This window comes from Halovibrio sp. HP20-59 (assembly GCF_033052795.2).
Lineage (GTDB): Bacteria > Pseudomonadota > Gammaproteobacteria > Pseudomonadales > Halomonadaceae > Vreelandella.
This window is the reverse complement of sequence record NZ_JAWJUW020000001.1, coordinates 320,150-345,049: the sequence shown is the minus strand read 5'-3', so window position 1 is coordinate 345,049 and position 24,900 is coordinate 320,150. Positions and strand designations below refer to the sequence as shown.

At 53.6% G+C, this 24,900-nt stretch carries 19 protein-coding genes and 1 tRNA gene; 11 read left to right on the top strand and 9 right to left on the bottom strand.

Annotated features, from left to right (window positions below; translation table 11 throughout):
- Positions 1 to 31: 31 nt before the first annotated feature.
- Positions 32 to 2,974: an SNF2-related protein gene (locus RZA33_RS01665; RefSeq protein WP_317506105.1), complete on the bottom strand. Its 2,943-nt coding sequence runs from the start codon at positions 2,972 to 2,974 to the stop codon at positions 32 to 34.
- A 233-nt stretch (positions 2,975 to 3,207) separates the two neighbouring features.
- Positions 3,208 to 3,284, bottom strand: a tRNA-Ile gene (locus RZA33_RS01660).
- Positions 3,285 to 3,411: 127 nt separating this feature from the next.
- Here RZA33_RS01660 and RZA33_RS01655 point away from each other — a divergent pair.
- Positions 3,412 to 3,987 carry a hypothetical protein gene (locus tag RZA33_RS01655; protein ID WP_317506104.1) on the top strand — a complete coding sequence of 192 codons (576 nt, stop codon included), beginning with the start codon at positions 3,412 to 3,414 and terminating at the stop codon, positions 3,985 to 3,987.
- Here the strand turns inward: RZA33_RS01655 and RZA33_RS01650 are convergent.
- The 6 genes from RZA33_RS01650 to RZA33_RS01625 form a co-directional block, all read right to left on the bottom strand.
- Positions 3,984 to 5,795 carry an ABC transporter ATP-binding protein gene (locus tag RZA33_RS01650; protein ID WP_317506103.1) on the bottom strand — a complete coding sequence of 604 codons (1,812 nt, stop codon included), beginning with the start codon at positions 5,793 to 5,795 and terminating at the stop codon, positions 3,984 to 3,986. The two genes, RZA33_RS01655 and RZA33_RS01650, sit on opposite strands and share 4 nt — an antisense overlap.
- A gap of 106 nt (positions 5,796 to 5,901) precedes the next feature.
- Positions 5,902 to 6,717 (bottom strand): ABC transporter ATP-binding protein, encoded by an 816-nt coding sequence (locus RZA33_RS01645; RefSeq protein ID WP_317506102.1) that lies wholly within the window; start codon positions 6,715 to 6,717, stop codon positions 5,902 to 5,904.
- A complete protein-coding gene (locus RZA33_RS01640; RefSeq protein ID WP_317506101.1) occupies positions 6,714 to 7,850 on the bottom strand; it encodes an iron ABC transporter permease in 1,137 nt (378 codons plus the stop codon). Before RZA33_RS01640 ends, RZA33_RS01645 begins: the two co-directional genes overlap by 4 nt.
- Before the next feature lie 8 nt (positions 7,851 to 7,858).
- Positions 7,859 to 8,827, bottom strand: a complete 969-nt coding sequence (locus RZA33_RS01635; protein ID WP_317506100.1) for an iron ABC transporter permease — start codon at positions 8,825 to 8,827, stop codon at positions 7,859 to 7,861.
- A 50-nt stretch (positions 8,828 to 8,877) separates the two neighbouring features.
- Entirely contained in the window at positions 8,878 to 9,777 is a 900-nt protein-coding gene (locus RZA33_RS01630) for an ABC transporter substrate-binding protein (protein WP_317506210.1), read from the bottom strand.
- A gap of 398 nt (positions 9,778 to 10,175) precedes the next feature.
- Complete coding sequence (locus RZA33_RS01625; protein ID WP_317506099.1) at positions 10,176 to 12,152, bottom strand: ligand-gated channel protein; 1,977 nt, start codon at positions 12,150 to 12,152, stop codon at positions 10,176 to 10,178.
- Positions 12,153 to 12,345: 193 nt separating this feature from the next.
- Between RZA33_RS01625 and RZA33_RS01620 the strand changes: the two genes are divergently transcribed.
- From RZA33_RS01620 to RZA33_RS01600, 5 genes are all read left to right on the top strand, one after another.
- The gene (locus RZA33_RS01620) at positions 12,346 to 13,260 is read left to right on the top strand and encodes a LysR family transcriptional regulator (RefSeq protein WP_317506098.1); all 915 of its coding nucleotides are present in this window, start codon (positions 12,346 to 12,348) and stop codon (positions 13,258 to 13,260) included.
- 78 nt (positions 13,261 to 13,338) lie between these two features.
- A complete protein-coding gene (locus tag RZA33_RS01615; RefSeq protein WP_317506097.1) occupies positions 13,339 to 14,214 on the top strand; it encodes an AEC family transporter in 876 nt (291 codons plus the stop codon).
- Between the two features lie 83 nt (positions 14,215 to 14,297).
- Positions 14,298 to 15,470: a PQQ-dependent sugar dehydrogenase gene (locus RZA33_RS01610; protein WP_317506096.1), complete on the top strand. Its 1,173-nt coding sequence runs from the start codon at positions 14,298 to 14,300 to the stop codon at positions 15,468 to 15,470.
- Positions 15,471 to 15,518: 48 nt separating this feature from the next.
- A complete protein-coding gene (locus RZA33_RS01605; protein ID WP_317506095.1) occupies positions 15,519 to 16,964 on the top strand; it encodes a sensor histidine kinase in 1,446 nt (481 codons plus the stop codon).
- An 11-nt stretch (positions 16,965 to 16,975) separates the two neighbouring features.
- Positions 16,976 to 18,376: a sigma-54 dependent transcriptional regulator gene (locus RZA33_RS01600; protein WP_317506094.1), complete on the top strand. Its 1,401-nt coding sequence runs from the start codon at positions 16,976 to 16,978 to the stop codon at positions 18,374 to 18,376.
- A gap of 157 nt (positions 18,377 to 18,533) precedes the next feature.
- On the opposite strand, the gene RZA33_RS01595 is transcribed toward RZA33_RS01600, so the two are convergent.
- A complete protein-coding gene (locus RZA33_RS01595) occupies positions 18,534 to 19,001 on the bottom strand; it encodes a hypothetical protein (protein ID WP_317506093.1) in 468 nt (155 codons plus the stop codon).
- A 468-nt stretch (positions 19,002 to 19,469) separates the two neighbouring features.
- On the opposite strand from RZA33_RS01595, the gene RZA33_RS01590 reads away from it, so the two are divergent.
- The 5 genes from RZA33_RS01590 (at position 19,470) to RZA33_RS01570 (ending at position 24,825) form a co-directional block, all read left to right on the top strand.
- Positions 19,470 to 20,672, top strand: a complete 1,203-nt coding sequence (locus RZA33_RS01590; RefSeq protein WP_317506092.1) for a glycine betaine/L-proline ABC transporter ATP-binding protein — start codon at positions 19,470 to 19,472, stop codon at positions 20,670 to 20,672.
- Positions 20,672 to 21,502 (top strand): proline/glycine betaine ABC transporter permease, encoded by an 831-nt coding sequence (locus tag RZA33_RS01585; protein WP_317506091.1) that lies wholly within the window; start codon positions 20,672 to 20,674, stop codon positions 21,500 to 21,502. The genes RZA33_RS01590 and RZA33_RS01585 overlap by 1 nt, the downstream gene beginning before the upstream one ends.
- Positions 21,503 to 21,624: 122 nt before the next feature.
- A complete protein-coding gene (locus RZA33_RS01580; RefSeq protein ID WP_317506090.1) occupies positions 21,625 to 22,500 on the top strand; it encodes a glycine betaine ABC transporter substrate-binding protein in 876 nt (291 codons plus the stop codon).
- 156 nt (positions 22,501 to 22,656) lie between these two features.
- On the top strand, positions 22,657 to 23,079 hold the full coding sequence (locus tag RZA33_RS01575) for a universal stress protein (protein ID WP_317506089.1): 423 nt from the start codon (positions 22,657 to 22,659) through the stop codon (positions 23,077 to 23,079).
- A gap of 102 nt (positions 23,080 to 23,181) precedes the next feature.
- Positions 23,182 to 24,825 carry a BCCT family transporter gene (locus tag RZA33_RS01570; protein ID WP_317506088.1) on the top strand — a complete coding sequence of 548 codons (1,644 nt, stop codon included), beginning with the start codon at positions 23,182 to 23,184 and terminating at the stop codon, positions 24,823 to 24,825.
- The last annotated feature ends 75 nt before the right edge of the window (positions 24,826 to 24,900 follow it).

Here is a 24,900-nt window from a genome sequence, read left to right as displayed (position 1 = left end):
TCAAGCCTTAAAAGTTATATCCCCCACGATGTCACACGACTTGCCAGTGCAGGGTGAAAAGCATCTCTGTTTCGGTTGTTTCCTGCAGGCGTTGCTGCAAGGAGTCAATAAGTTGGTCGCGCTGCTCTATAATTTCGTCTTCTACAGCAAAGATATCTCGCCGCTGACGGCGCTGCTGTCTTTCTAATGAGGCGATTTCCTGCTGAATATCAGACTGCTCCTGCAAGGTGGAAGCCTTGCGGGCATCTCGCTTGAGTAGTGCGATACGCGCCTTGGTGTTTTTCAGCGCTTCTTCTGCTGCCAACAATTTGTCTTCGGCCCACTTTTCCAGCTTGTCGCGCTCTTCATTAAACAGGCGCTGATTGGCTTCGAAAATATCGGCAACAGCAGCATTAATATGGCGTTCGCTGTTAGCGACAAGCTGAGCTGGAGGCTTATCATCCAGCAATTGCGGTTTGCCCTGGGCTTCAACTGCCATCAGCTTTTCGCATACTTCTTGGTCGAGTGACTGTCCATCGTCAGTGAGACCAGAAAACAGCAAGGTTTCGGTCGTTTCAAATGCAGTGACCTGCAATCTGTCCAGACGTAGCCAACCGGTCTTGCCCACTAACTTTTCGACTTGGCTTATTTTGCTGCTGTGAGCACTGTAGTCAAAAATGATTTTGGCTTGAGGGGTTTTTGCGCTCAAGCTGTTTTCCTGGGCCCACTCACCCAATGGATGGCTAAGCCGATAAGCGTGAGCGAGCATGTCAGGCTGAGCTGCGCCTCGAATCAACTGATATCGGCCTGGTTCAATGTGAGAACTCATGCCAGCCGGGGTTTTCTGTAAAGCAAAGGCATAGGAAGCATGATCAAAGCGTACATATTTTTCTAATGCGTAGCGTGTCACCCCCCAGAACCAGCGGCCCAGTTTATCAAGACGTGCTTCAGCTTCATCTAGCCGCAGTTTGAGTCGGTCGTGGACATCTTCATCAAAATTTTCTAGCAGCTGGCTTTGAGTGTCTTTGACTCGGTCATTGATCGCTTCTTCTAGCTCCTCCTGCAAGGCATTGAAGGCCAGTTCAATGTCATCTGGGTGGCGGCAGGTCTCGTAGATAGAGAGAATACGTTTTTCAAAGTCGATGCCGCTTTCGATGCGCCCTAGCACTTCGTCCGAAGCACCAAAAACCCCTGAGAACAGGTGCAGCTTTTCAGATAGCAGCTCCAATACCCGCTGGTCAGCCTGATTTCGTGTATTCAGGAAGTTGATGACCACTACGTCGTATTTTTGCCCGTAGCGGTGGCAGCGACCAATTCGCTGTTCTATTCGTTGCGGGTTCCAGGGCAGATCATAATTGATCAGCAGCGCACAAAATTGTAGGTTGACCCCTTCTGCAGCGGCTTCAGTGGCGATCATGATGTCGGCACCTGAGCCATCGTCTTTACGAAAATGATCAATCAGGGCGGTGCGTCGATCCACCTGCGGAGAACCGGTGACCCTATCTGTGCCTTGATGCTCTTTTAACCAATGCTGATAAATGACTGTGGTGTCTGGATGGTTATTAGTCCCACTGAACATTGCCAGCTTGCCATCATAGCCATTGGCGGCTAAGAATTGGTATAAATAGCCTTGGGTACGCTTCGACTCAGTAAAGATAATGGCTTTGCGGGGAGCCCCCAGCTCAGTCATATTGGCAAAACCCAACTGCAGCGCTGTGAGCAATGATTTGGCTTTGGTGTCAGTTTGTAGGCCCTGGGCCAGCGTGATGATACCGTTTAGCTCATTTATTTCTTCGCGAATAGCCTGAGACTTTTGCTCGGTTGTTTTCAGTTCCTGCTGCAGTGCGGGAAGATAGCCCTGATTGGCTATTTCAGCGCCTGCACTTTGCTCCAGCTCTTGTTCTTCCAGGTAATCGATTTCAAGATCATCCTCTTCTACCCACTGTTCCAAAAGATTGATCTTATCGGCTGCGGCTTCATCTACCAGTAACTGTTCCAAGCGTGCGCAGATAGTGACAAGAGTACCGACAATAGCTGGGGTACTTGAGGCAAGCAGCTTGCGTAGTATCAGCCCTGTTAGGTGGCGCTGGCGTTTGGGGAGGGCAAAAGATTCCTCGCGCAACAAAAAGGCAGAAACTCGTTCGTAAAGAACCTGCTCGGCGTCAGTGGGGTTGAAAGGCTGCGTTATTGCCCGCCGTGCGGTGTACTGAATGTACTCCAATACATCTTTACGTAAGGTACGTTGAGTAAAATCAGCCAAGCGTCCGCGCAGCTCTTCTAGCCCCTCAGGATTATTCACGTATTGCTTGCGGAAGGCCTTTTCATCACCAAATAGGTGTTCATCAATCAGCGTGGAAAGCCCGTAAATCTCCATCAAGGAGTTTTGAAGCGGCGTCGCAGTAAGCAATAGCTTCTTACGGCCTTCCAGGGCACGGCGCAACGCTTGCCCAGTCCGGTTGCTTTGGCGATGAGCGTTACGCAGCTTATGCGCCTCATCGATTACAACAATATCCCAAGAGATAGCCCGTAGCTCAGCTTCTAGTCGAGCAGCAAACTGGTAAGACATGATGATGACGGTCTTGCCAGCTAGGTGTTGCAAGGTTTGCAGGGCACTACCGGCTGACTGTTTACGGAGCGCGATGGCATCCAGCACGGTAGTAGGAACCGCAAATTTATCTAAGAGCTCCTGTGCCCATTGCTTGCGTAAGCTGGCAGGCGCAATGATCAGTAGCTTTCGACGGCGCTCAGCCCACAACTGGCATACCACCAACGCCGCTTCAATCGTTTTACCAAGGCCCACCTCATCAGCCAGCAGAACGCCTTGCTGTAGCGGGTTGCGCATAGCAAATAGCGCCGCTTCGATCTGGTGAGGGTTCAGGTCTACGCTGGCATCAAATAGCGATTGAGACAGCCGGTCAACACCATCCGCCCCGTGACGTCGAGTTAGTTCGTGGGCGTAATACTTGGCGTGGTAAGCAGTGATTAACTTTTGCATTGCACCTAGCCTAGCCACGGGTTGATAACGATAACACCTGTAGCCTCAAGAGGGCGCGTCCCCAATATTACAAACAGCTGATGAAAGACACATATCATACACGCTAACGAATGGGGATCAGCCTTCAAACTTTCGTAAAATGACAAACAGGGGAATAAAACGAGGGGGGAATACGTTACCCGCAGACCAAGGGATTTATAATCCCTTGCTTTTGAAATAGGCAAATATAGAAATGGTGGGCCCAGTAGGACTTGAACCTACGACCAAGGGATTATGAGTCCCCTGCTCTGACCAACTGAGCTATAGGCCCGAAAAGCGTGCATATCATAGCGAATGTGGCGGTGCGAGGCTAGCCCCATTACGCTATCTCGATGTGATTACGGCACTTTATGTGGATTGGGCAGTCTGGTAAGTAGTTCTTTATACGGAGACGCGCTGTGAAAGCATTGATTGCTCTATTGCCCTTATTGTTGGCGCTGCCCGTGCAGGCTGATTGGCAGCTTGATCCCGCACAATCGCAGGTACAGGCGTCGATCACTCAGTTAAATGGCGAGGCACCGCAAACCCACCACCATCGAGTGCGCGATCTGCAGGGCGATATTTCCAGCGATGGCACCCTTCGCCTGCCACTGAAGCTCAGCCAAACCGATATACTTGAGCGCTTTGGCGAGCTGCCACCCTGGGTAGGCCTGTTGGCTGACACTACCTTGGTGACGCTAGTGGCGCAGATGTCGCCGGAGCGGTTGGACAGCTTGGATATCGGTGAATCGCTGGTGGAGACGTTGGTGTTTCGCGTTCAGTCAAACATGGTAAACCAGCAGGAATCGGTACCGCTGAGGTTTACCCGCGAAGGCTTGAACGAGATACGCGTGACCCATGCCGAGCCGATGGCAATCGACGGTAACGTTTTGATGGAAAACAGCACGGTGCGTACCGTGCTGTCGCTGCTGGGTTACCAGGAGATTGACGAGCATGTGCCCGTCACCATGAATGCGCTGTTGGTTAACCGTTAGCCATTTAGCGCTTCTAAATCCCTCGTTTGGGCTTCGCCAGTTTGTACCCGCCATTGGGCGGCATAGTGGCCGTCGGCTTCCAACAAACTGGCGTGGGTTCCGCGTTCGGCCACTTGGCCCTTCTCGATCACCACGATCTCGTCGGCATGCACAATAGTGGATAGCCGGTGAGCAATCATGATCACCGTGCGGCCGTGGGCGATGCGTTTCAGCGAGCGCTGAATGGCCGCTTCGGTTTCGTTGTCCACCGCGCTGGTGGCTTCGTCCAGCACCAGAATTGGCGGGTCTTTGAGCAGTGCTCGCGCTAGCGAAAGCCGTTGGCGCTGGCCGCCGGAAAGCCGCACGCCGCGCTCCCCAACCGGCGTTTCTAGCCCTTGGGGCAGCGTCTCGATAAAGCTCCACGCCTCTGCCGTTTTGGCGGCGTCGATAATCTCAGCGTCGTCGGCGTCGGGCTTGCCGTAGGCGATATTGTCGCGAATGCTGCCTTCAAACAGGTAAACATCCTGGCTGACTAGCCCAATCGCCTGACGCAGTGAGTGCATACTTACGTCCATTACCGGCTGGCCGTCGATTAGCACGCGCCCGCTTTCCGGGTCGTAAAAGCGCAGTAGCAGCTTGATTAGGGTTGATTTGCCCGAGCCGGTCGCGCCGACCAGCGCCAAGGTGCGCCCGGCAGGCGCGTTCAGGTCCACCCCATCAACGCCAACTTCGCTGGCGGCGTAATGAAAGCTCACCGACTCAAAACGCACCTCGCCCTTAACGGGCTGAGCCAAGGGCGTCGTGCTGTCGTCTTTAACGGTAATGGGCTCCTCTAACAGGTCGAGAATCCGCTTGGTACTCGCCATGGCGCGCTCGAATAGGTCAATCACCTGGGCCAAGCCGGTCAGCGGCCAGAGTAGCCGCTGGGTTAGAAACACCAGCACGCCGTAAGCGCCTACGTTCAACGTGCCATTGAGCGCCATCATGCCGCCCACGGTAAAGGTGGCCAAAAAGCCTGCCAAAATTGCCATGCGGATAATCGGAATAAACGCCGAGCTGACCTGGATCGCCCTGCGGTTAGACTCGACATAAGCTTCGCTAGCGTAGCGCAACCGCTCGGCTTCGCGGTCTTCGCTGGTAAAGCTCTTGATAGTGGCAATACCGCTTAGGTTATTGGAAAGCCGGCTGGCTAGATCGCCCACTTTTTCGCGCACGTCGCTATACAGCGGGCCCGCTTTGCGCTGGAAGTAGAACGCACCCCAGATAATCAGCGGAATCGGCGTAAACGCCAGCAGCGCAATCAAGGGTGAAAGCACAAAGAACACCGCACCTACCGCTACCACGGTGACCAGCACCTGAATCAGCGCGTTGGCCCCGCCGTCGAGAAAGCGCTCCAACTGGTTCACATCGTCGTTCATGGTGGCGACCAGCTGACCGGAGCTTTTCGATTCGAAGAACGCCATGTCCAGCCGTTGCGCGTGCTCGTAGGTGTCTTGGCGCATATCTGCCTGAAGCCGCTGGGCTAAGTTGCGCCACAGGACTTGAAACAGGTACTCAAATAGCGACTCCCCCGCCCAAATAACAAACGTCAGCACCGCCAGCATGGTGATCTGCTGCTGGGGCGTATCAAAGCCCAAACTGGCCACAAAGCTCTGCTCTTGATTGACCACCACATCAATGGCGACACCAATCAAAATTTCGGGGGCAATATCAAACAGCTTGTTGATGATCGAACAGATGGACGCAGCAATAATACGGCGGCGGTAGCCTTTGGCATAGCGCAGTAGCCGCACTAGGGCTTGAAAGCTCTGATTCTGAGAACGGGGCATAGAGGGAGCCACAAGCATTCCTTACAAAGTAAGTGATGAGCTGAATAGGTTAGAGGCGCTAGCGTAATGAAATCACCACCCAGCCTCAATGCGTAACGGTGAAGTATTAGCCAGTGGCCACGGCACGTCGCACATTGGCAAGCAACGGACTGCCGGTATCGGGATCGAAAATCAACGTGCAGTCTACCTGATAAAGCGCGCGCACCAGGGCTGGGGTGACGACATCCGCTGGCGCGCCCTGGGCAACGACATGCCCTTCGCGCATGGCGATTAGGTAGTCAGCGTAGCGGCAGGCACTGGCAAGATCGTGCAATACCATCACCACAGTGCGGCCGTGATGGGCAAGATGCCTAACCAGTTCAAACACTTCGATCTGATGACCAAGATCCAGCGCAGAAGTGGGCTCATCCAGTAGTAATAACGGCGTTTGCTGGGCGATGGTCATAGCAATCCAAGCGCGCTGACGCTGACCACCGGAAAGCGCTTCTATCGGCCTATCGGCGAGTTGTTCTAGCCCCGCGGCGGCAAGCGCGTGCTGCACCACGCGCTGGTCTTCCGCGGACCACTGGCGCAACCAGCCTTGGTGGGGTTGGCGCCCAAAGCGGATCAGCTCGGTCACGGTTAGCCCTTCTGGAGCAACGGCTTCTTGGGGCAATAACGCCAGCTGGGTAGCCAACTGACGAGCAGGAAGGCGTTGAATATCGTCACCGTCCAGCAGCACCGCACCGTTGTCGGGTTTATGCAAGCGAGCAAGCCCGGCCAGCAGCGTTGATTTGCCACAGCCGTTGGGGCCCACAATGGCGGTGACCTGCCCGCTAGGCAGAGTGATATCTAAGCCATCAATCACCAGGCGGCTGCCGTAGCTCATGGCTAACGATTGAGTCGCCAGTGATGGCATTGACGAGGGCGTGGCTTGGCTCATGTAAAGCTCCGTTGCGGGCGCATTAATATCCATAGTAACCAGGGCCCGCCGACGACGGACGTCACGATACCAACGGGCAATTCGATGGGAGCGAGCAGCGTGCGCCCGGCCAGGTCTGCGAGCAGCATTACCAACGCCCCCGCCAAGGTAGCAGCCATGATCGGCACGCTACGCGAACTCGATAGCGAGCGGGCAATCTCAGGGCCAATCAGGCCCACCATGCCAACAGGTCCGGCCACTGCGACCGCTAACCCGGTTAGCGCCACCGACAGCAGCAGCACCTCAAGGCGGCGGCGCCGGACGTTAACGCCCAAGCCCCTAGCGGTGGCATCTTTAAAACGCAGCAGGGTTAATGACCGCGCGAGCGCCAGCGCGGCAGCCAAACCTAACGCCAACCCAACGCCCAGCAGCTGCACTGCGCCCGCGGGGCGAGCGTTCAACGAGCCCACTGTCCAGGGGTAGGCGGCATTGGCGGTATCAATCGCTACTCGCGCCAACATCAGTTGCGTCACCGCGCCAAACACCGCGCCGACGCCAATCCCTGCGATAATAAAGCGATAGCCTTGAGTGCCGCTGCCGGCGGAAAGCCCGAAGGTCAAGACGGCGGCTGTGGTCGCCCCGGCTAACGCCATCGCAGGCGGCGCGATAGAGACCCCCATCCCCACCACTGAAGCCACGGCAAACGCCGTCGCACCGTTGTCGATGCCGATAATACCAGGCGTCGCCAAACGGTTTCGCGCCAAGGTTTGCATCAGTATGCCCGCTAAGGCAAAAGCCGCCCCGGTAGCGCAGGCAGCAGCCAAACGGGGCAAACGCAGTTTCTGTACAACAAACGTTGTCATGTTATCTGCGTTACCCAACAATGCCTGCAGCACCTTTAAAGGCGCCACGGGAACACTGCCTAGGCTCAGATAAATCACACACACTATTAATAAACAACACATCAGCCCAGCGTTAACGATCACGGCCCGCTGATCTAACAACACACTCTTTTCGCCGCTGGGGCTGCGCCAACCGAACCGCCAAAACCCTATGGGCGGCTGCACTTTGTCGCTATCGCTCTGCTGGGAATTGATCGCGTAGCGCTCAGAAGAAAAAGGCATAGGCGACGTTTTTATCGAAGACGTTTTCATTGGCCTGCTCATAGCATCGGTAACCGGCGCGCGCGCACCACGGCCACCAACACCGGCGCGCCGCATAGCGCGGTAAGCACGCCCAGCGGCAGTTCCGATGGCGCGACGACAACGCGTGAAATAATATCCGCTGCCAGCACCATTAATGGGCCGATGGGCAGGCAAAACCACAGCGTGCGACGAATATCAGGCCCGGCAAACGCTCGCGCCACAAACGGCACCACTAGCCCGACAAAGGCAATCGGCCCGGCGATGGCCGTGGCAGCGCCGACCAATAGCGCCACGCAGGCGACCACAAGCCAGCGAATCAGATGAGGGTGGTGCCCTAGCCCAGAGGCAATGCGCTCGCCCAGGGCAAGTGCCGCCAACGGCCGTGCAATCAGCGCGATGACGAGCGCGGCCAGCAGCATACTCGGCATTACGGCCACTAAGTCATCCAAGCGGCGCCCTGATAAGCTGCCAATCACCCAAAAACGAATTTCGTCAGCGGCGCGCTGGTCGTAAAGCAGTATCAACGAGGTCAGCGAGGCAAGCAGCCCTGAAAAAGCAGCCCCAGCGAGCACCAGCCTGACAGGGTCGTTACCCACGCCACGAAAACGGGCCACGCTTAATACACAGATACACCCCAACAGGGCGCCCAGCTGCGCCACGGAAATACGCAAGGTGGCGGCACTAGCCCCCAGTACCAAGGCGAGCGTGACCGCAAACGCGGCGCCCGCGCTAACGCCTAGCAGGCCCGGTTCGGCCAGCGGATTACGGGCAACCGCTTGCAACAGCGCCCCCGAGACACCTAATGCCATGCCTACTGCAATGCCAATTAAGGTACGCGGCGCGCGCAGTTCCCAGACGATAAAACTCACTTCACTGTCCGGCGTGCCGCTAAGCAGCGCTAAAACTCGCCATGGCCCAACGCTACCCGCACCAACCAATAAGCTAACGACACTCACCGCCACAAGGGCGGTGAGTAGTAACAGCATTAACCTACGTGACCGTGTACGCCGAGCGACGGTGGCAAAACCTGGAACCATCACGGCAACAGCGCAGCCTCAATATCATCAAGAATGGCTTGCGCGGCCAGTGGGCCATTAGCACTGCTCCACAGCTGGCCGTTAACAGGCACCACCTGGTTTTGCTGAACCACGTTAAGGCGGTTAAAAGCGGCACTTTGCTTCGCGGCCTCTAGGGCTTCTTGTCCATCTTCATTGAGGGTTGCCAGAAACAGCCAGTCACCGTCTACTTGGGAGAGATTTTCCAGGCTGAGCACATCGCTATGCACGCCGCGTTCGCCAATTAAATCGGCGCCTTGTACGTCAAGCCCAACCCGCTCTAACAGCCCAGTCGCAATTAGGTTTTCCGACATCACCATGGGGCCGCCGGGCATCCAGCGCACTAAAAAGGCGGTTCCGCTCACGTTGGCATCCGCTACTGCATCTGCCAGCTGTGCGGCGCGCTGATCAACCGCGGCAATGGCCTCGTCGATGGCTCCTGCTCGGTTTAACGCTTGGCCGTAAAGCCGCGCTTCGGCTTCCCAGTTGTCTGCGGCTAACGGCTGAGTGTGGGGCACAACGGTGGGCGCAATCTGCGCAAGCAATTGATACTGCTCATCAGAAAGCTGCGCGGGCGCCAAAATCAGATCGGGCTGCTGCGCCAGCACGGCTTCAATATTAATCTCACGCACCACGCCCATAATGGCGGGCCGGTCATTGCCCAAATGAGCCTCCACGTACTCGGCGACGTTATCGCCACCGCGCGTGGTGACGGCGCCTAATGGGGTAATACCGGCTGCCAGCGCGGCATCCAGCGCGCCTTCGTAAAGCGTCACAACGCGTTCGGGCGTTCCTTCAACCTCTACATCGCCGAAAGCTGTATCCAGTGTGCGAGCCTGCGCGGCGCTGATGGCCAATGTACTCAGTAGCGCGGCAGCCATGCCCTGACGCAGATAGGTGGCTAACACGGCGGAAATCGATGGGGTGGTGAACAGCATACATTTCTCTCGGGCGGTAAATTTAAAAAGATAATAACGATTCTCAAAAGCGCTTGCACTACTATTCGAGCGAATGGTGCGTTCCATTTGCTGCAACGCTGGCAGTACCGCTGAGTTTCGATTTACGCCGTCACTGATCGTCTTAATCTGAGCACCACGATTTATAACCTGCTTGATAAAGACTTTGTCGACTATCAGAGCTATCAATCTCACGGCCGAGCATGCACTGGGGTTTTTTGTTGACTAACCTCCCCTTTTCTAGCAGCCAAAAAAGCGGCTATCGCTGGATAGCCGCTGCTGTTTTTACTTATTGCCCGAGCATAGGTTTTAGAAGGAAGGGCTTAGAAGGAGACATTGAGGCCTAGCCAAACCCGGCGGCCATCTTCCACATAGCCGTACTCATCGTAGTCGATGGCTTCGTCGAACAGGTTGTAGATGCCGGCGTTCAGTTGCGTCGATTCATTTAGCTGGTAGCCAACGCCTGCATCGACAAAGGTGTAGGAAGGCGCCACAGTGGCGCTTTGCGAAGGGCCGCTAGTGGGTTGGCTTTCTTCGCCGCGGTAGGTCACTTTGGTCCACTGGCTGAGTTTAGCCGAGGCTTGCCAATCCAGCGTGGCCGATACTTGGTGGCGTGGCAGCTGGGTTAGTGGCTCGCCTTCGTATTCGCCACTTTTTTGCTCACTATCAGTAAAGGTGTAGCTAGCGGTAAGCTCAAGCGCTTCGTTTAGCGGTGCGGCAATACTCACCTCGGCGCCTTGGGTAATGGCCTCGTCGACATTGACCCTTGTATTCGTCAGCAGATTACCATCGCTGTCGAGATCAAACTGCGTCGCGGGAGGACAACTTGTCATCGACTGGCAACGCACACGATTAATTTTGTCCTCGAAATCATTGTGGAACAGTGTGACCCCGCCACTCAGGCCGCTTGGCGCGCTGTAAAGCAGTGCTATTTCTTTGTTAATTGAGGTCTCCGGTTCCAGACTAGGGTTTCCATAGGTCGTACCACCACGGCTGATGGCTCCCCAGTCAGAGGTGATTTCCCGCAGGTTGGGTGAGCGGTAGCCAGTAGATACCCCACCCTTGAGAGCCCAGTCAGGGCTCATGTTCCACACGCTGTAAAGCCGTGGGCTGATATGGGTGCCGAAGTTATCATCGTCATCTAAACGTAAGCCGCCAGTTAGCGCCCAAGATTCCGCCAGCATCCACTCATCTTCAACAAACACCGCCCATTGGCTGTTCTCAATCTCAGTGCGGTCGGAAATTCTGTTGGTGGTGCTGTCTTGGAGCGACTCTTCTTCATAGTTCGCGCCTACCGTCAGCATATGCATTCCCAGCGGAATGACCGCGCTGGTTTTGGCGGTGGTGTTAGTGATTTCGATGTCACGCGATTTGTTATCACTACGCTCACGCTGCACATAGGTTTCGCTGGTGCCCCAATCGAATCGGCCGCTGTGGGTTAGCGCAACGTGCTGATTGGTAAATTCGTTGAAACTGTCTTCACAGCCACCGCGGCAACCCTCTGATGGCGCCGAGTTACCCATTAGCGCTTCGCGCTCTTGTTCGGTTATACCGGCCTCAAACGTGAAGTCGTGGTTTTGTGAGGCAGCAAGGCTGAATCGTGCGGTAAGACTTTGAAGACTTTTATCTTCATAGCCATTAACGATATTGTCTTCGTCACGCTGAGAGGTGCGACCATAGAGCTGAAGCCCTAACCGATCGCCTACCAGAGGGCCGCTAAGATAAAAATTGGCTTGGCGACTATCGCCAGAATCGTTGTCTTCTTGCAGTACCGTGTCCAGCTGAACATTACCGTGCCACTCCTTGGCGACCTTGCGGGTAATCACATTGATCACCCCACCAATGGCGTCGGAGCCGTAAAGCGTTGACATGGGCCCGCGTACGACTTCAATACGCTCGATGGCCTGGAGCGGCGGCAGCCAGTCTTGCTCAAACCCGGCGCTGCCATTGGGCCGAGACTCGCGTGAATTCTGCGGCCGACCATCGACCAGCATCAGTGTGTATTGAGAAGGCATGCCGCGAATAGAGATATCATGTCCACGATCCCCACCGCCGCCACCAGTGACAATCACACCCGGCACATCGCGCAGCGCATCGGTGACATTTTGATAGTGGCCCCGCTCTAACTCTTCGCGGGAAATCACGCTGATAGACGCCGGGGCATTGGCAACCTGTTGCTCAAACCCCGACGCAGTGACCACCATATCGTCTAATTGAGGCGTTTCTTGTGCCCATAGAGCGCTAGTGGCAAATGAAGAGATAGCGCTGGCCAGCAACGTACGGCGCAAACAGAGAGACATAACTTCGTCCTTTGTGGTGAATGAGCAATCGCTCAGTTAAATACGAATTATTAGCATTTGTATTCTTGCATATTCTTTGCACAAAGGGGTGAGACATGACGTTCAACCAAACGGAACACAAATACCTATTATTTTTATTCGTAATTAATGAATGGCATAATCACTATTCAATTTCTGCCCTGTGGGCCTGACGATGTATGACTTTGATGAACTTGCTGCTTTTGCCGATGTGATGGCGACCGGTAGCTTAACGCGTAGTGCGAAAAAGCTGGGGCTAGCCAAGTCGACCCTAAGCCGTCGCGTCAGCCAACTTGAAGCACGCCTTAACCAGCCGCTTTTACGACGCCAGGCGAACCGTCTGATCCCTACCGAAGCGGGATTGCTCTTTCATACCTATTGCACTGAATTACTCGCTATGGCGGCCCACAGCGAGGAAGCGCTTTCAGAACTGCGTGAGGAAATTAGCGGTGAAATCACCCTTGAGGTGCACGGCGCGCTGGCGCGTAGCTGGCTGGCGAGTGCGATTGACGCCTTTTTAAACCGTCATCCTAAAGTGGAGTTAACGCTGCATACCCGTGAGACGCCACCAACAAAAATGCACAGCAATAGCGTCCATGTTTGGCTGGGGCCGACTTACGAGTGCGGGCTGAATCAAGAGCGCTTGGGGTACTTAAACCGCGGGCTTTATGCCAGCCCCCGCTATTTAGCGGCCAATGGTATGCCTAGCCATCCCAATGAACTTAACCAACACGCCTGGATAGATCTGCTGGGTTCGGCGTCTGATGGGCTGCTGCTCACTCACCCAGCGCATGGCGAATACACGTTTAATCCGCCCCGCTCAAGGCTAAAAGTGGATCTCACCCTATTGCATATTGACGCCATCGCGCGTGGCCAGGGCATAGGTTTGCTGTCTCACTGGTTAACCGCAAAGCGCGAACAGCATCATCCGGGTGAGTTGGTTAACTGCCTGCCTGGCTGGGAACCGGTGCCTCTACCTATCACGCTGCTTTATGCCTATGGCCACCAATCGCGCCGCACCCACGCGCTATTAGAATTTTTACGTAGCCAGGTGCCCGCCCCGTGGCGTACTTCAACCGCTGCTGTTTAGGCTAATTTGAGTGTTTGCCTTGCCAGTTAGCCAGCTCATTAACGACAATGGGCGGCTAACGAATGCTAAGGACAGTCAATGCTTGCCGAACTTTTTGCCGTTATGGCGCCCGTACTGGCCGGTGCAGGGCTTGGCTATGTATGGGTACGCTTAGGGCACCCCTACCCGGTCGACTTCATTACGCGGTTAGTGTTTAACATTGGCACCCCGTCTTTGGTCCTCGCCTCCCTTGCTGGCGCCGAGATAGACGCGGCCACCTTTGGTCAAACCATGCTGGCCGCCGCGCTGGTGATTATCACCATGGGGGCAGCGACGTTCTTAGTCGCTAAATTATTACGCCGCCACTGGCGGGTACTGATTGCCCCCATGATGTATCCCAATACCGGCAATATGGGCTTGCCGGTGGTGCTTTATGCCTTTGGCAGTGCTGGCTTTGCCTACGGCATTACGGTCATGGTCACCGTGTCGCTATTTCAGTTCACTTTAGGCGCGGTGCTTAATAGCCAAGGCAATCCACTTAAAACCTTATTAAAGACACCCACGGTATACGCCATAATAATCTCGATGGTCCTGCTGCTGACGGACACGCCACTCCCCCTCTGGCTGGCGAACACGGTTGATTTAATGTCAGGCTTCACGGTACCGCTGATGCTGATTACGCTGGGCGTGGCACTCGCCAATATTCAAGTTAAGAATTTGCGCTCCGGGCTCGGATTTAGTTTGATCAGGATCCCTCTGGCCGCCGTCGTGGCCTGGTTGATTGCCGGATGGGTCGGCCTACCGCCATTGGCACAAAGCATCTTAGTGATGCAGATGTGTATGCCCGTCGCCGTGTTTAACTATTTATTTGCTCAGCGCGCCCAGCGCGAGCCTGTTTACGTCGCCAGTTTGGTGTTTTGTTCAACGTTATTAGCGCTGATTTACCTGCCTGTGCTACTCGCCCTGCTAATGTAACGAGTGGAACCCCCACCGGGGTAAAGGGTCACTGTTAGTTAATGAGCAGCATTAACGCGCAATGACACCATTCGAGGTACGCTATGCATTCTGCGAACAAGAGTTGTCTCACCGCACGCTTACTGGTCCCTGCTTTAGGCGGGTTAGTCGTCGCCAGCGCCATTGATACCGCTAAAGCCGAGGTTGTCCAAGAAGCGCTGGAAACCGACCATCTTACGCTTTCAATTGAACGTGTTGCCGACGGTTTGGAACACCCCTGGGCCATCGCTTTTTTACCCGATGGCGGCTATCTGGTGAGCGAGCGCAGTGGTCAGTTGCAGCTCATCGACCCCGAAAGTGGCGAAGCCCGCTCGCTTGATGGCTTGCCTGACGTCAGTACCCAGGGCCAAGGTGGTTTACTGGATATTGTGCTGCACCCCGACTTTGGTGACGGCGATCATGACTGGATTTACTTTACCTGGAGCAAGCCCGATGGCAACAACAGCCGCTCAGCGCTTTCAAGAGTTAGCTGGCAGGATGGCGAACTCGGCGAGGTGGAACACTTATTCGAGCAGGACCGCGCCTCAGCGCCGGGGCGTCATTATGGCTCACGGTTGGCGTGGCTTCCCGATGGTACACTGTTGATGAGTATTGGTGATCGTGGCCGCGATCCGTCTCGCGCCCAAGCCAGTGACGATCATGCCGGTTCCACATTGCGCCTTACTGAAACAGGCGGCGTCCCTGATGACAATCCTTTTGTAGGTGATGACGAGACCCTTAATGAAATTTACACCCTGGGCAATCGCAACATTCAAGGCATGACGGTATTGCGTTCGGGTGAAGCCTGGGTGTCAGAGCACGGCCCGCGCACTGGCGATGAGCTTAATCATATCGAAGCGGGCAATAACTATGGCTGGCCCGATGTCAGTCTGGGCAATGACTATGCCACCAATGAACCGATTGGGGCAGATTCGTTACCCGGCATGACCGACCCGGTCTACATATTCGAAGGCCGTTTTGCCCCAGCCGGGCTTGCTGAAGTCACCGGTGACAACTTTAGCGCCTGGGAAGGCAACCTATTGGTCGGTGGGTTAGCTAGCGAAAAGCTACTGCGCCTACGCTTAGAAGAAGGTGAAGTGGCCGAAGAAGAGCTTATTTTAGAAGGCGACGTAGGCCGCATTAGAGGGGTCAGCCAAAGCCCTGACGGAGCCCTGTATTTACTCACTGACAACCCACAAGGGAGTCTTTATCGATTGCGTCCCAGTGGCAATCGGTAACATTTCAACGGACTGAACAATCAGTATTAACACCACCATGGATGCAGTATGCGATTACGCAATTTAATGATATTGACAGTGATTGTGCCGCTGTTTATCAGCTTGGTGGTGTTTAGCCTGGTAGCGATTAAATCGCTGGAAGATAACGTTCGCTCTAAACTACAAACCGAAGTTGAGATTATTACCCGTGCGCTGAGCACATCGCTTAGCTACGCCGTCACACCGAATAGCAGCACGCCGCTTGAAGAGGCTTTGCAGTCAGCGTTTTCCTTCCATCGCATTTACGGGGCCTATGTTTTCGATACCGATGGCCGAGATATTTACGGCCTTGGCCTTGGCCAGGATATTTTCAGCCGCGAAGAGATCCAGCAGGTTATTGAGCGCGATGATCTTTACAGTAACTATCGTCAACACGACGGTTGGAACTATTATTCTGCGTTGACACCGCTGCGCTCGCAAGATGGCACTGTTTATGGCGTACTGCAGGTAAACCGCCTTAACACCGGCATTGAGAACTACACCGGTTTTATCAGCCTTGTTGCCGTGCTGGTCTTTGTGGTGGGCGCAGCGGGCATTGTGCTGAGCATTTGGTGGGGATTTCGCAGCTACATTGAGCGGCCGCTGAATCGCTTGTTGCACGTCATGTCGCTCATCGAAGAAGGCGATCGTAGCCAACGCGCGACTGAAGACGGCCCTGCCGAATACCGTTGCCTAGCCTCAGGGTTAAACGGCATGCTGGATGCGATGTTAGAGAAAGATAGCGATATTGAAAGCCGTCAGCGGCGCGAAATAGAGCTTGAAAAGCGCCTACGCAAATCGAAAAAATTGGCGGAACTCGGCGTGTTGGCGGCAGGCGTTGCCCACGAAATAGGCGCACCGCTAACGGTCATTAATGGCCAAGCTCAGCGTTTGGCTCGCCGCGATGTCATCGGCGATGACGAACGCGCCCGATTAGGGCGAATTCGCAGCGAAGTGGAACGCATCGTCGCCATTGTGCGTCAGTTGATGGAATTAGGCCGTCAACATAACGTAGAGAAAGGCGAGCTGGCCCTTGATCAGCTTATTATGAGCGCGAGGGACTTAGTCGAAGAAACGCTCGAATCGAACAATATTCAGTTAGACATTGAATTACCGTCGCCGGCACCCAATTTAGTAGCCAACGGTCAACAACTTGTGCAGGTACTAACCAATTTATTGCGCAATGCGGCACAGGCACCAGACGTTAGCCGTATCCGCGTACGCGCCCACAAGCAAGAGCATGAACTACTATTGTGGGTAGAGGATGATGGCTCAGGAATTCCCAGCAGTCATCACCATAAAGTGTTCGACCCATTTTTTACCACCAAACCGGTTGGTCAAGGCAGCGGCTTGGGGCTCTCGATGGTACACCGCATTATTAACGACCACGGCGGCACAATCGGCGTGTTTGACAGCGCCCTTGGCGGCGCTGGATTTGAAATTACGTTACCTATTAGTGAAACCGCTTCCGCGTGAGGACTACGTTTGTGACCCATCAGGAACACCTTTTACCTTTGTTGGTGGTGGAAGATGACGCCGCTATACGTGAGTTGTTAGAAGAAGAATTGCAGGATGCAGGCTACACAACGCTTGGCGTCCCCAGCGCTGAAGAAGCCATCGCCTTACTCAGCCACACCACCGTCTCGCTGGTGATTACCGATGTGCGCCTACCGGGCATGACCGGCATACAGCTACTACAGCAGCTACGCCAAGCGGGTAGCGAACTGGGTATTATTGTAATTACAGCGTTTGGCACCATCGACCAGGCTGTTGAAGCGCTAAAATTAGGGGCTGACGACTTTTTAACCAAACCACTTGATTTGGATGCTATTCGCGATGCCGTGTTTCGTGTCCTGGAGCGGCAGCGTTTGTCGGTTTCCCACGATTCGGATACCAGCCATTTCCACGGCATTGTGGGTAAAAGCCAAGTCATGCAGACATTATTTCATGACGCTTCCCGCCTCGCCAAAAGCGATGCTCCGATTTTAATCTTGGGTGAAAGCGGCACTGGCAAAGAACTACTGGCCCAAGCCATTCATCAGGAAAGCCAACGCGGTGAAGAACCGTTTGTGCCCGTCAACTGCGCCAGCATCCCGGCCGACTTGATGGAAAGCGAATTTTTTGGCCATGTAAAAGGCGCTTTTACCGGTGCCAATGAAGCCCGCAAAGGGCTGTTTCAAAGCGCCCAGGGCGGCAGCCTGTTTTTAGATGAAATTGGTGAGATGCCGATGAATCTTCAGGCAAAATTATTGCGTGCGCTGCAAGAAAAGACCGTGAGGCCAGTGGGTAGTGAGCGTGAAGAACCGGTCGATGTGCGTATTATTGCCGCGACTCATCGCAATTTGGAGCAAGAAATCGAGCAGGCCAACTTTCGCAGTGACTTGTTCTATCGTTTAGAAACATTCTCATTACGTATCCCACCACTGCGCGATCGCGGCAGCGATGTTGAACACCTTGTGTTTACGCTTATCGACAAACACTCAGAGGCCCAGGGCAAACGAATAGAGCACATCGAACCCGACGCCCTGAGCAACTTACTTAATTATAATTACCCCGGCAACGTCCGCGAACTGGAAAATGCCATTATGCGTGCCGTTACGCTAAGTGAGAATGGCTCACTCAACCACAAAGACCTGCCCGAACGGCTGCGCGAGCAATCCACGCCAGAAACGGGCACGCCACTGGCAGCTACATTAAGTGGCGAGATAGTCGCAGGAACACCACTTCCAGCGCCACCACCGATCCGCTGGCCCAGCCTGGAGGAGGTTGAAAAACGCTATATCAATAAAGTGTTGGAAGCCACGGGGGGGAATAAACGACGCACCGCAGAGGTTCTTGGTATAGCCCGCAGGACGCTTTACCGTCGTTTAGAAGATAAAGAAGAGTAAACCGCTAAGCTGTCCCAACACTTACGAAGCCGCAAAAAAACCCCCGCAGGCGCGGGGGCTGAAAGGATGGTAAACCGTGTGGAGCAGCCGCAGGGAACGAACAGCTGGATCGATTTACCATCGTAGGGAACACTTCTCACCATGAGTGACGGGATAACTAGCTACTGGTTGACTCATCATCAACGCTTTCATCTTCGCCATTCTCATCATTGCTTTCTTCATCGCTTGGCATCGGATCGGTGCCTTCCCCAAACCCAGGCTCATCGTCCGGGCTCATGGTGCCATCTGCTGGTTCGTCCATAGTATCTTCAGGCATGGGCGTTTCAGACTCGGCACCGGTACTCTGAGTCATTGAACCTGCCGAGCCTGAATCTCCTTCCAAGCCGGGGTCCTGCTCTATTTCTATTGCGGGCTCTTGCTCTATGCCTGACGTTTGACCATTAGCGGCGTCCTGATCCTGCTCTATGGGCGCCGCTTCGTCAGCGGGTGCATCAGGCAGCTCTTCATTATCGCCGCAGCCAGCTAAAACAATGACGCTGGCAACACTTGCCATCATGCACAACGTTACCCAACGGGGACGCTGACTTTTTCGGTTACGCTCAATGTGGACACGTGGATTATCCATGCTTGCGACCTCCCATCCTGGACCCTAATGACATCAATCATCCTTTTGATGATCAGCTTGATACATAAATAACAGGTATCTTTAAAATCGCGTTGAAAAGAAATCTTAAAAAACAACCTTTAAAACCAATTTATAAACACATTGCAATCATTGTGCCAGAAATCTATTTATATAAAAAACACTTAAAAATCATACTTATATAGAGATCAGTTGTTTTTTTTCGTGTGCTGGCACTTCACCGCCAGGTGGGTAAAAAATGACACATGTGGCGTTAATGGGCCCGTTGAAGGGGTCGTTGTGACACACAGACCCCACCTATGTATAATAATTTTTAATAAATTTTTCGGATCAATCTCACATTTAATTATGAGTGGGCGCTGCAGCTGTTTTTATCGTCGTGGATTGCTATATTCCGTTGGCCGGTACACAGCAGCAAACTCCATTCTGATCAACCAAAAGGCATCGTCGATGGACGAAACACGTAATGTTAAAATCAAGGTGCGTGGTTTAAGCAAGGTATTTGGCAAACAACCTAAGAAAGCGCTTGAACTACGTGACCAAGGGCTAAAACGCCCTGAAATTCTTGAAAAAACGGGCCAAACGCTCGGTCTTTCGAATATTTCCTTCGATGTTTATGAAGGCGAACTACTGGTCATCATGGGCCTATCTGGCTCAGGAAAGTCCACGTTAATCCGCTGTTTGAACCGCTTAATCGACACCACGGAAGGCGATATCATCATCGACGATGAGAATATCCCGACGCTGAGTGAAAAGGCGCTGCTCGAATGCCGTCGCCGCCACTTCTCCATGGTGTTTCAGAACTTTGCTCTGTTTCCCCATCGCACCGTGCAGAAAAACGTTGAGTTTGGTCTGGAAATTCGCGGTGTCGACCCTGCTGAGCGGTATAAAATTGCTCATGAGACACTCACCCAGGTAGGTTTGGAAGGTTGGGAAGATGCCTACCCGAACCAGCTTTCCGGCGGCATGCAACAGCGCGTTGGCTTGGCCCGCGCCCTGGCAAATGACGCAAGCGTGTTGTTGTTAGATGAAGCGTTTTCGGCACTTGACCCATTGATTCGCAAAGACATGCAGCAAGAACTGCTTGAGCTGCAGTCGAGAATGCAGAAAACAACCGTCTTTATCACCCACGATCTAGACGAAGCGTTGAATATTGGCGACCGCATTGTGCTGCTGAAAGATGGTGAAGTGGTGCAAATCGGCACTCCTGAAGACATCCTAACCAACCCTGCCGACGACTACGTACGTCGCTTTATCGAAGGCGTTGACCGCTCGCGTATCCTTACCGCCGAAAGCGCTATGCGGCCAGTCCGCACTACTGCACGAGAAGGCGATGGTCCGCGTACTGCACTTCACCGCATGCGCGAACACAGCATTGATTCCATCTACGTGACAGACCGCGACCGTAATCTGCTTGGGCTGCTTGAAGTAGACAGCGCCAGTCAAGCGATGGAAGACGGTGCGGATACCATTACCGATTACCTTACCCAGGACTTTCGCAAGGTCCCACCGGAGGAGCCGTTGCACAACCTCTTTGCGATGTTTAGTGAAAAAGGCTTTCCCATCGCCGTGATCGACGAACAACAGCGTCTACTGGGTGTAGTGGTCAAAGGCGCCGTTTTGGATCAACTGGCACGGGCAGGAGAAAAATAATGGATATCATACGTATTCCTCTCGGTGACTGGATCGAGAGCGGCCTTACCTGGCTCACCAGCGAATACTCAGTCGTCACTCGCGGCATTTCTCGTTTCACCCAAACGGGCATTGATGTGTTAAACAGCGCCCTGTTTTGGCTACCGGAGTGGGCACTACTGGGCTTAATTGCTCTGCTATGTTGGCGGCTAGGCGGCATTCGCTTAGCCATTGGGTCTATCGCGGGCTTGGCATTAATTTGGAACCTGGGCCTGTGGGAGCCCATGATTGAAACGCTCACACTGGTGGTGTTTGCCACGATGGTGGCCGTGGTTATTGCTATGCCGGTAGGTATAGCGGCGGCTCTGTCCGAGAAACTCTACCGATTGATCATGCCGGTACTCGATTTCATGCAGACCATGCCTGCTTTCGTGTATTTGATTCCCGCTATTCCGTTTTTTGGCATCGGTTCGGTGTCAGCGATTTTCGCCACGGTAATTTTCTCCATGCCGCCGGCTATTCGTTTTACCACCCTAGGCATTCGCCAGGTACCGGTTGAACTCATCGAAGCAGCCGATGCGTATGGCGCTAACCGAACTCAAAAGCTGTTTAAAGTGCAGCTACCTTTATCATTGCCTACGGTGATGGCGGGTATCAACCAGACCATTATGCTAGCCCTTTCGATGGTGGTTATTGCGGCCATGATCGGTGCCGATGGGCTAGGCAGTGAAGTCTGGCGCGCTATTCAACGCCTGCGCCCAGGCGATGGCTTTGAAGCAGGCATCGCGGTGGTTATTTTGGCAATGCTGCTGGATCGTCTGACCCAATCGCTGCGCAAAACACGCCGCTAAGATAAAACAGCCTGAGCCATTGAGTTGAGCCAGGCACTTGCTAAGTCGTTTATTGCTATCCATGATGTGTTAGTTAATAACGAGCAACTGCATTAAAGATTTATACCCAAGGGAGTAAGTGAATGAAACATCGCACATTGAATCTCCGCATTCGTCTCGCCTCACTGGCATTATTAGCTGGCGCTGGCGTAGCCGTTAGCAGCGCGGCGCAAGCCGAAGAAGAGAAGGGAACGATTAATCTAGCCTACGTCGAATGGTCATCAGAAGTTGCCTCTACCAATGTCATTGCCGCGGTACTTGAGCAGGCCGGCTACGAGGTTGATCTAACGTCACTCTCCGCAGCCGCCATGTTCCAAGCGCTCTCTACTGGCGATGCAGATGCTATCGTCGCCGCCTGGCTGCCCAGTACCCACGCTAACTACATGGAACGCGTGGGCGATAAGGTTGAGGATCTCGGGCCTAACCTTGACGGTACCAAGCTTGGCTTGGTCGTTCCGGAGTACACCGACGTTGACTCTATCGCTGAACTAAATGATAACGCCGATAGCTTTAATGGCGAGATCATCGGTATTGATCCCGGTGCAGGCCTGATGTCGCTGTCCGAAGAAGTTGTCGATACCTATGACCTTGAATTAAATCTGCGTAGTGGCAGTGGTGCGACGATGACGGCAGCGTTATCCAGTGCCATCAACAATGAAGAAGATATTGTTGTGACCGGCTGGACGCCGCACTGGATGTTTGCCCGTTTTGATCTTAAATATCTAGACGACCCTGAAAATGTCTATGGCGGTGCCGAGCAGATCCATACCGTTGTTCGCCAGGGCCTGGAAGATGACATGCCGGAAGCTTATGCCATTCTAGACGCTTTCGAATGGACCCCAGAGCAAATGGGTGAAGTCATGCTCATGAACCAGGAAGATGACAGCGATCCTCAAGCAACAGCCCAGCAGTGGGTTGAAGATAACCAGGACGTTGTAGAGCAATGGCTGAACAACTAAACAAGCGTTGAAAAAACAACCGTTATCGATGGTAAATTGCTGAGCTGAGGCGTTTCAACGCCTCAGCTCATTCTTCAGGCCTCATTCAGTACTACGGATATGATCAACGTTATGATGGTGGCCTGCCATCACGATAGATCATTCTGGGAGTTTGCTATGTTTAAAAACATCATGGTGCCGGTCGACCTTGCCCATCTAGACACCTTTGAACCCGCGCTGAGCATTGTGGCGGACCTTGCCAAACAATATGATTCGCATATTACCTATGTCAGCGTTACGGCTAATACGCCTACCAGCGTTGCTCGCACTCCTCAGGAGTACGAGCAAAAGCTTGATGCTTTCGCCCAAGAACGGCATAAGGTTCATGGGCAACCAGTCAGCATCAAGGTCTATAGCTCGACGGATCCTATTGCCAACGTTGATTCATTATTAGTGAAAGCAGTTGACGAGGTAGGGGCTGACTTGGTGATGATGGCAACACATCCGCCACGCCACCTTGATATTGTCATGCCTTCCCATGGCGGCAAAGTCGCTACCCACACCGACGCTTCTGTCTTCCTGCTTCGTTTAACCCAGTAAAGTAGCATCGCATGTTTAATAATTATTCTTTAATAACTGGTTCTAAAACTGGTTCTGCAACTAGTTTTAAGCACTATTTTTAGTAGCTAAGGGAGCAACTTTGTGGATAAAAAACCGCAGAATCCTTCACCGGATGACTCAGCTCCTTCAGAGGGTATCCCCGCCCCTGAAGGTGCAGCGAATTTGATTGATACCGATTATGTAATCGGTCAGGACAACATCACCACCAATGCCATGGGTCTCAATCTTGACCTGCACGGCAAGGTATTTAGCATTTCGGCAATCATCGTACTGCTGTTTGTGGTGTTAACGCTGGCGCTGCAAGACACTATCTCACCGATCTATGATGCTATTTTCAGCTTTTTAACTGTGAATCTATCGTGGTTCTTTATCTTAGCGGCGAATGTCTTCGTCATTTTGTGTATTGGCCTGATCTTTTCCCCGCTCGGTAAAATTCGCATTGGTGGCGCCAATGCCAAACCCGATTTCACCTACATCGGTTGGTTTTCAATGCTGTTTGCGGCGGGCATGGGCATTGGCCTGATGTTTTTCGGTGTCAATGAGCCTCTGACCCACTTTGGTACCTCGTTCGATGGCGGCAGCTGGGCACCGCTGGCGGGCGCGGAAGGCGATGAAGCAGGCGCAGCAGCGCTGGCTATGGCGGCAACTATCTTCCACTGGGGCCTTCACCCTTGGGCGATTTACGCCGTGGTAGCGCTTTCATTAGCGCTGTTTTCCTTCAATAAAGGCCTGCCACTTTCCATGCGTTCGGTTTTCTACCCCATATTGGGTGAGCGCGTCTGGGGATGGCCAGGTCATATCATTGATATTCTTGCTGTTTTTGCCACGCTATTTGGTTTAGCTACCTCATTAGGACTAGGTGCCACTCAGGCTGCAGCAGGTCTAACCTACCTGTTCGACGCACCGGAAAGTGATATCACCATGATCCTATTGATCGTTGGTATTACGGTCATCGCGATTGGCTCGATTCTAGCCGGCGTTGATAAGGGTGTTCAGCTGCTGTCAAAAATCAACATCGCTATGGCAGCGCTGCTGCTGTTTTTTGTGATTGCGGTTGGCCCTACCCTACTCATCGCTACCGGCTTCTTTGAGAACTTGTGGAGCTATGCGGTTCATCTGCCAGCGCTATCCAATCCTTTTGGCCGCGAAGACGCCAACTTCAGCCAAGGCTGGACGGCCTTTTATTGGGCATGGTGGATCTCCTGGTCTCCTTACGTTGGTATGTTTATTGCCCGGGTATCGCGGGGTCGCACGGTGCGCGAGTTCCTAATATCCGTCATGCTGGTTCCCTTTTTCGTGTCGGTTTTGTGGATGACCACTTTCGGTGGTACCGCGATTGATCAATACGTCAGCCAGGGTATTGAAGCCGTACGTGATGCGGGCGTCGATCTGCAGCTATTCGTTATGCTAGAACAGCTGCCACTGTCACAAATCACCTCTTTTGTAGCGATTGTGTTGGTGATCATCTTCTTTGTGACCTCCTCTGACTCGGGCTCGCTGGTCATCGACTCAATTACCGCAGGCGGTAAGGTTGATGCGCCGAAGCCACAGCGCGTGTTCTGGGCGATCATTGAAGGCGCGATTGCCATTGCATTGCTATTAGGCGGTGGTCTAACTGCGCTACAAACCATGGCGGTCTCGACCGGCTTCCCGTTCACGATCATTTTGCTGGTGGCCTGCTACGCCATTATCAAAGGGTTGATGAGCGAGCCAAAAGCAGTCTAAACACTGCGTCAAGTCTCGCTAGCAAACAAAACGGGCAACCCAATGGGTTGCCCGTTTTTCGTTGGTATGTTGCTA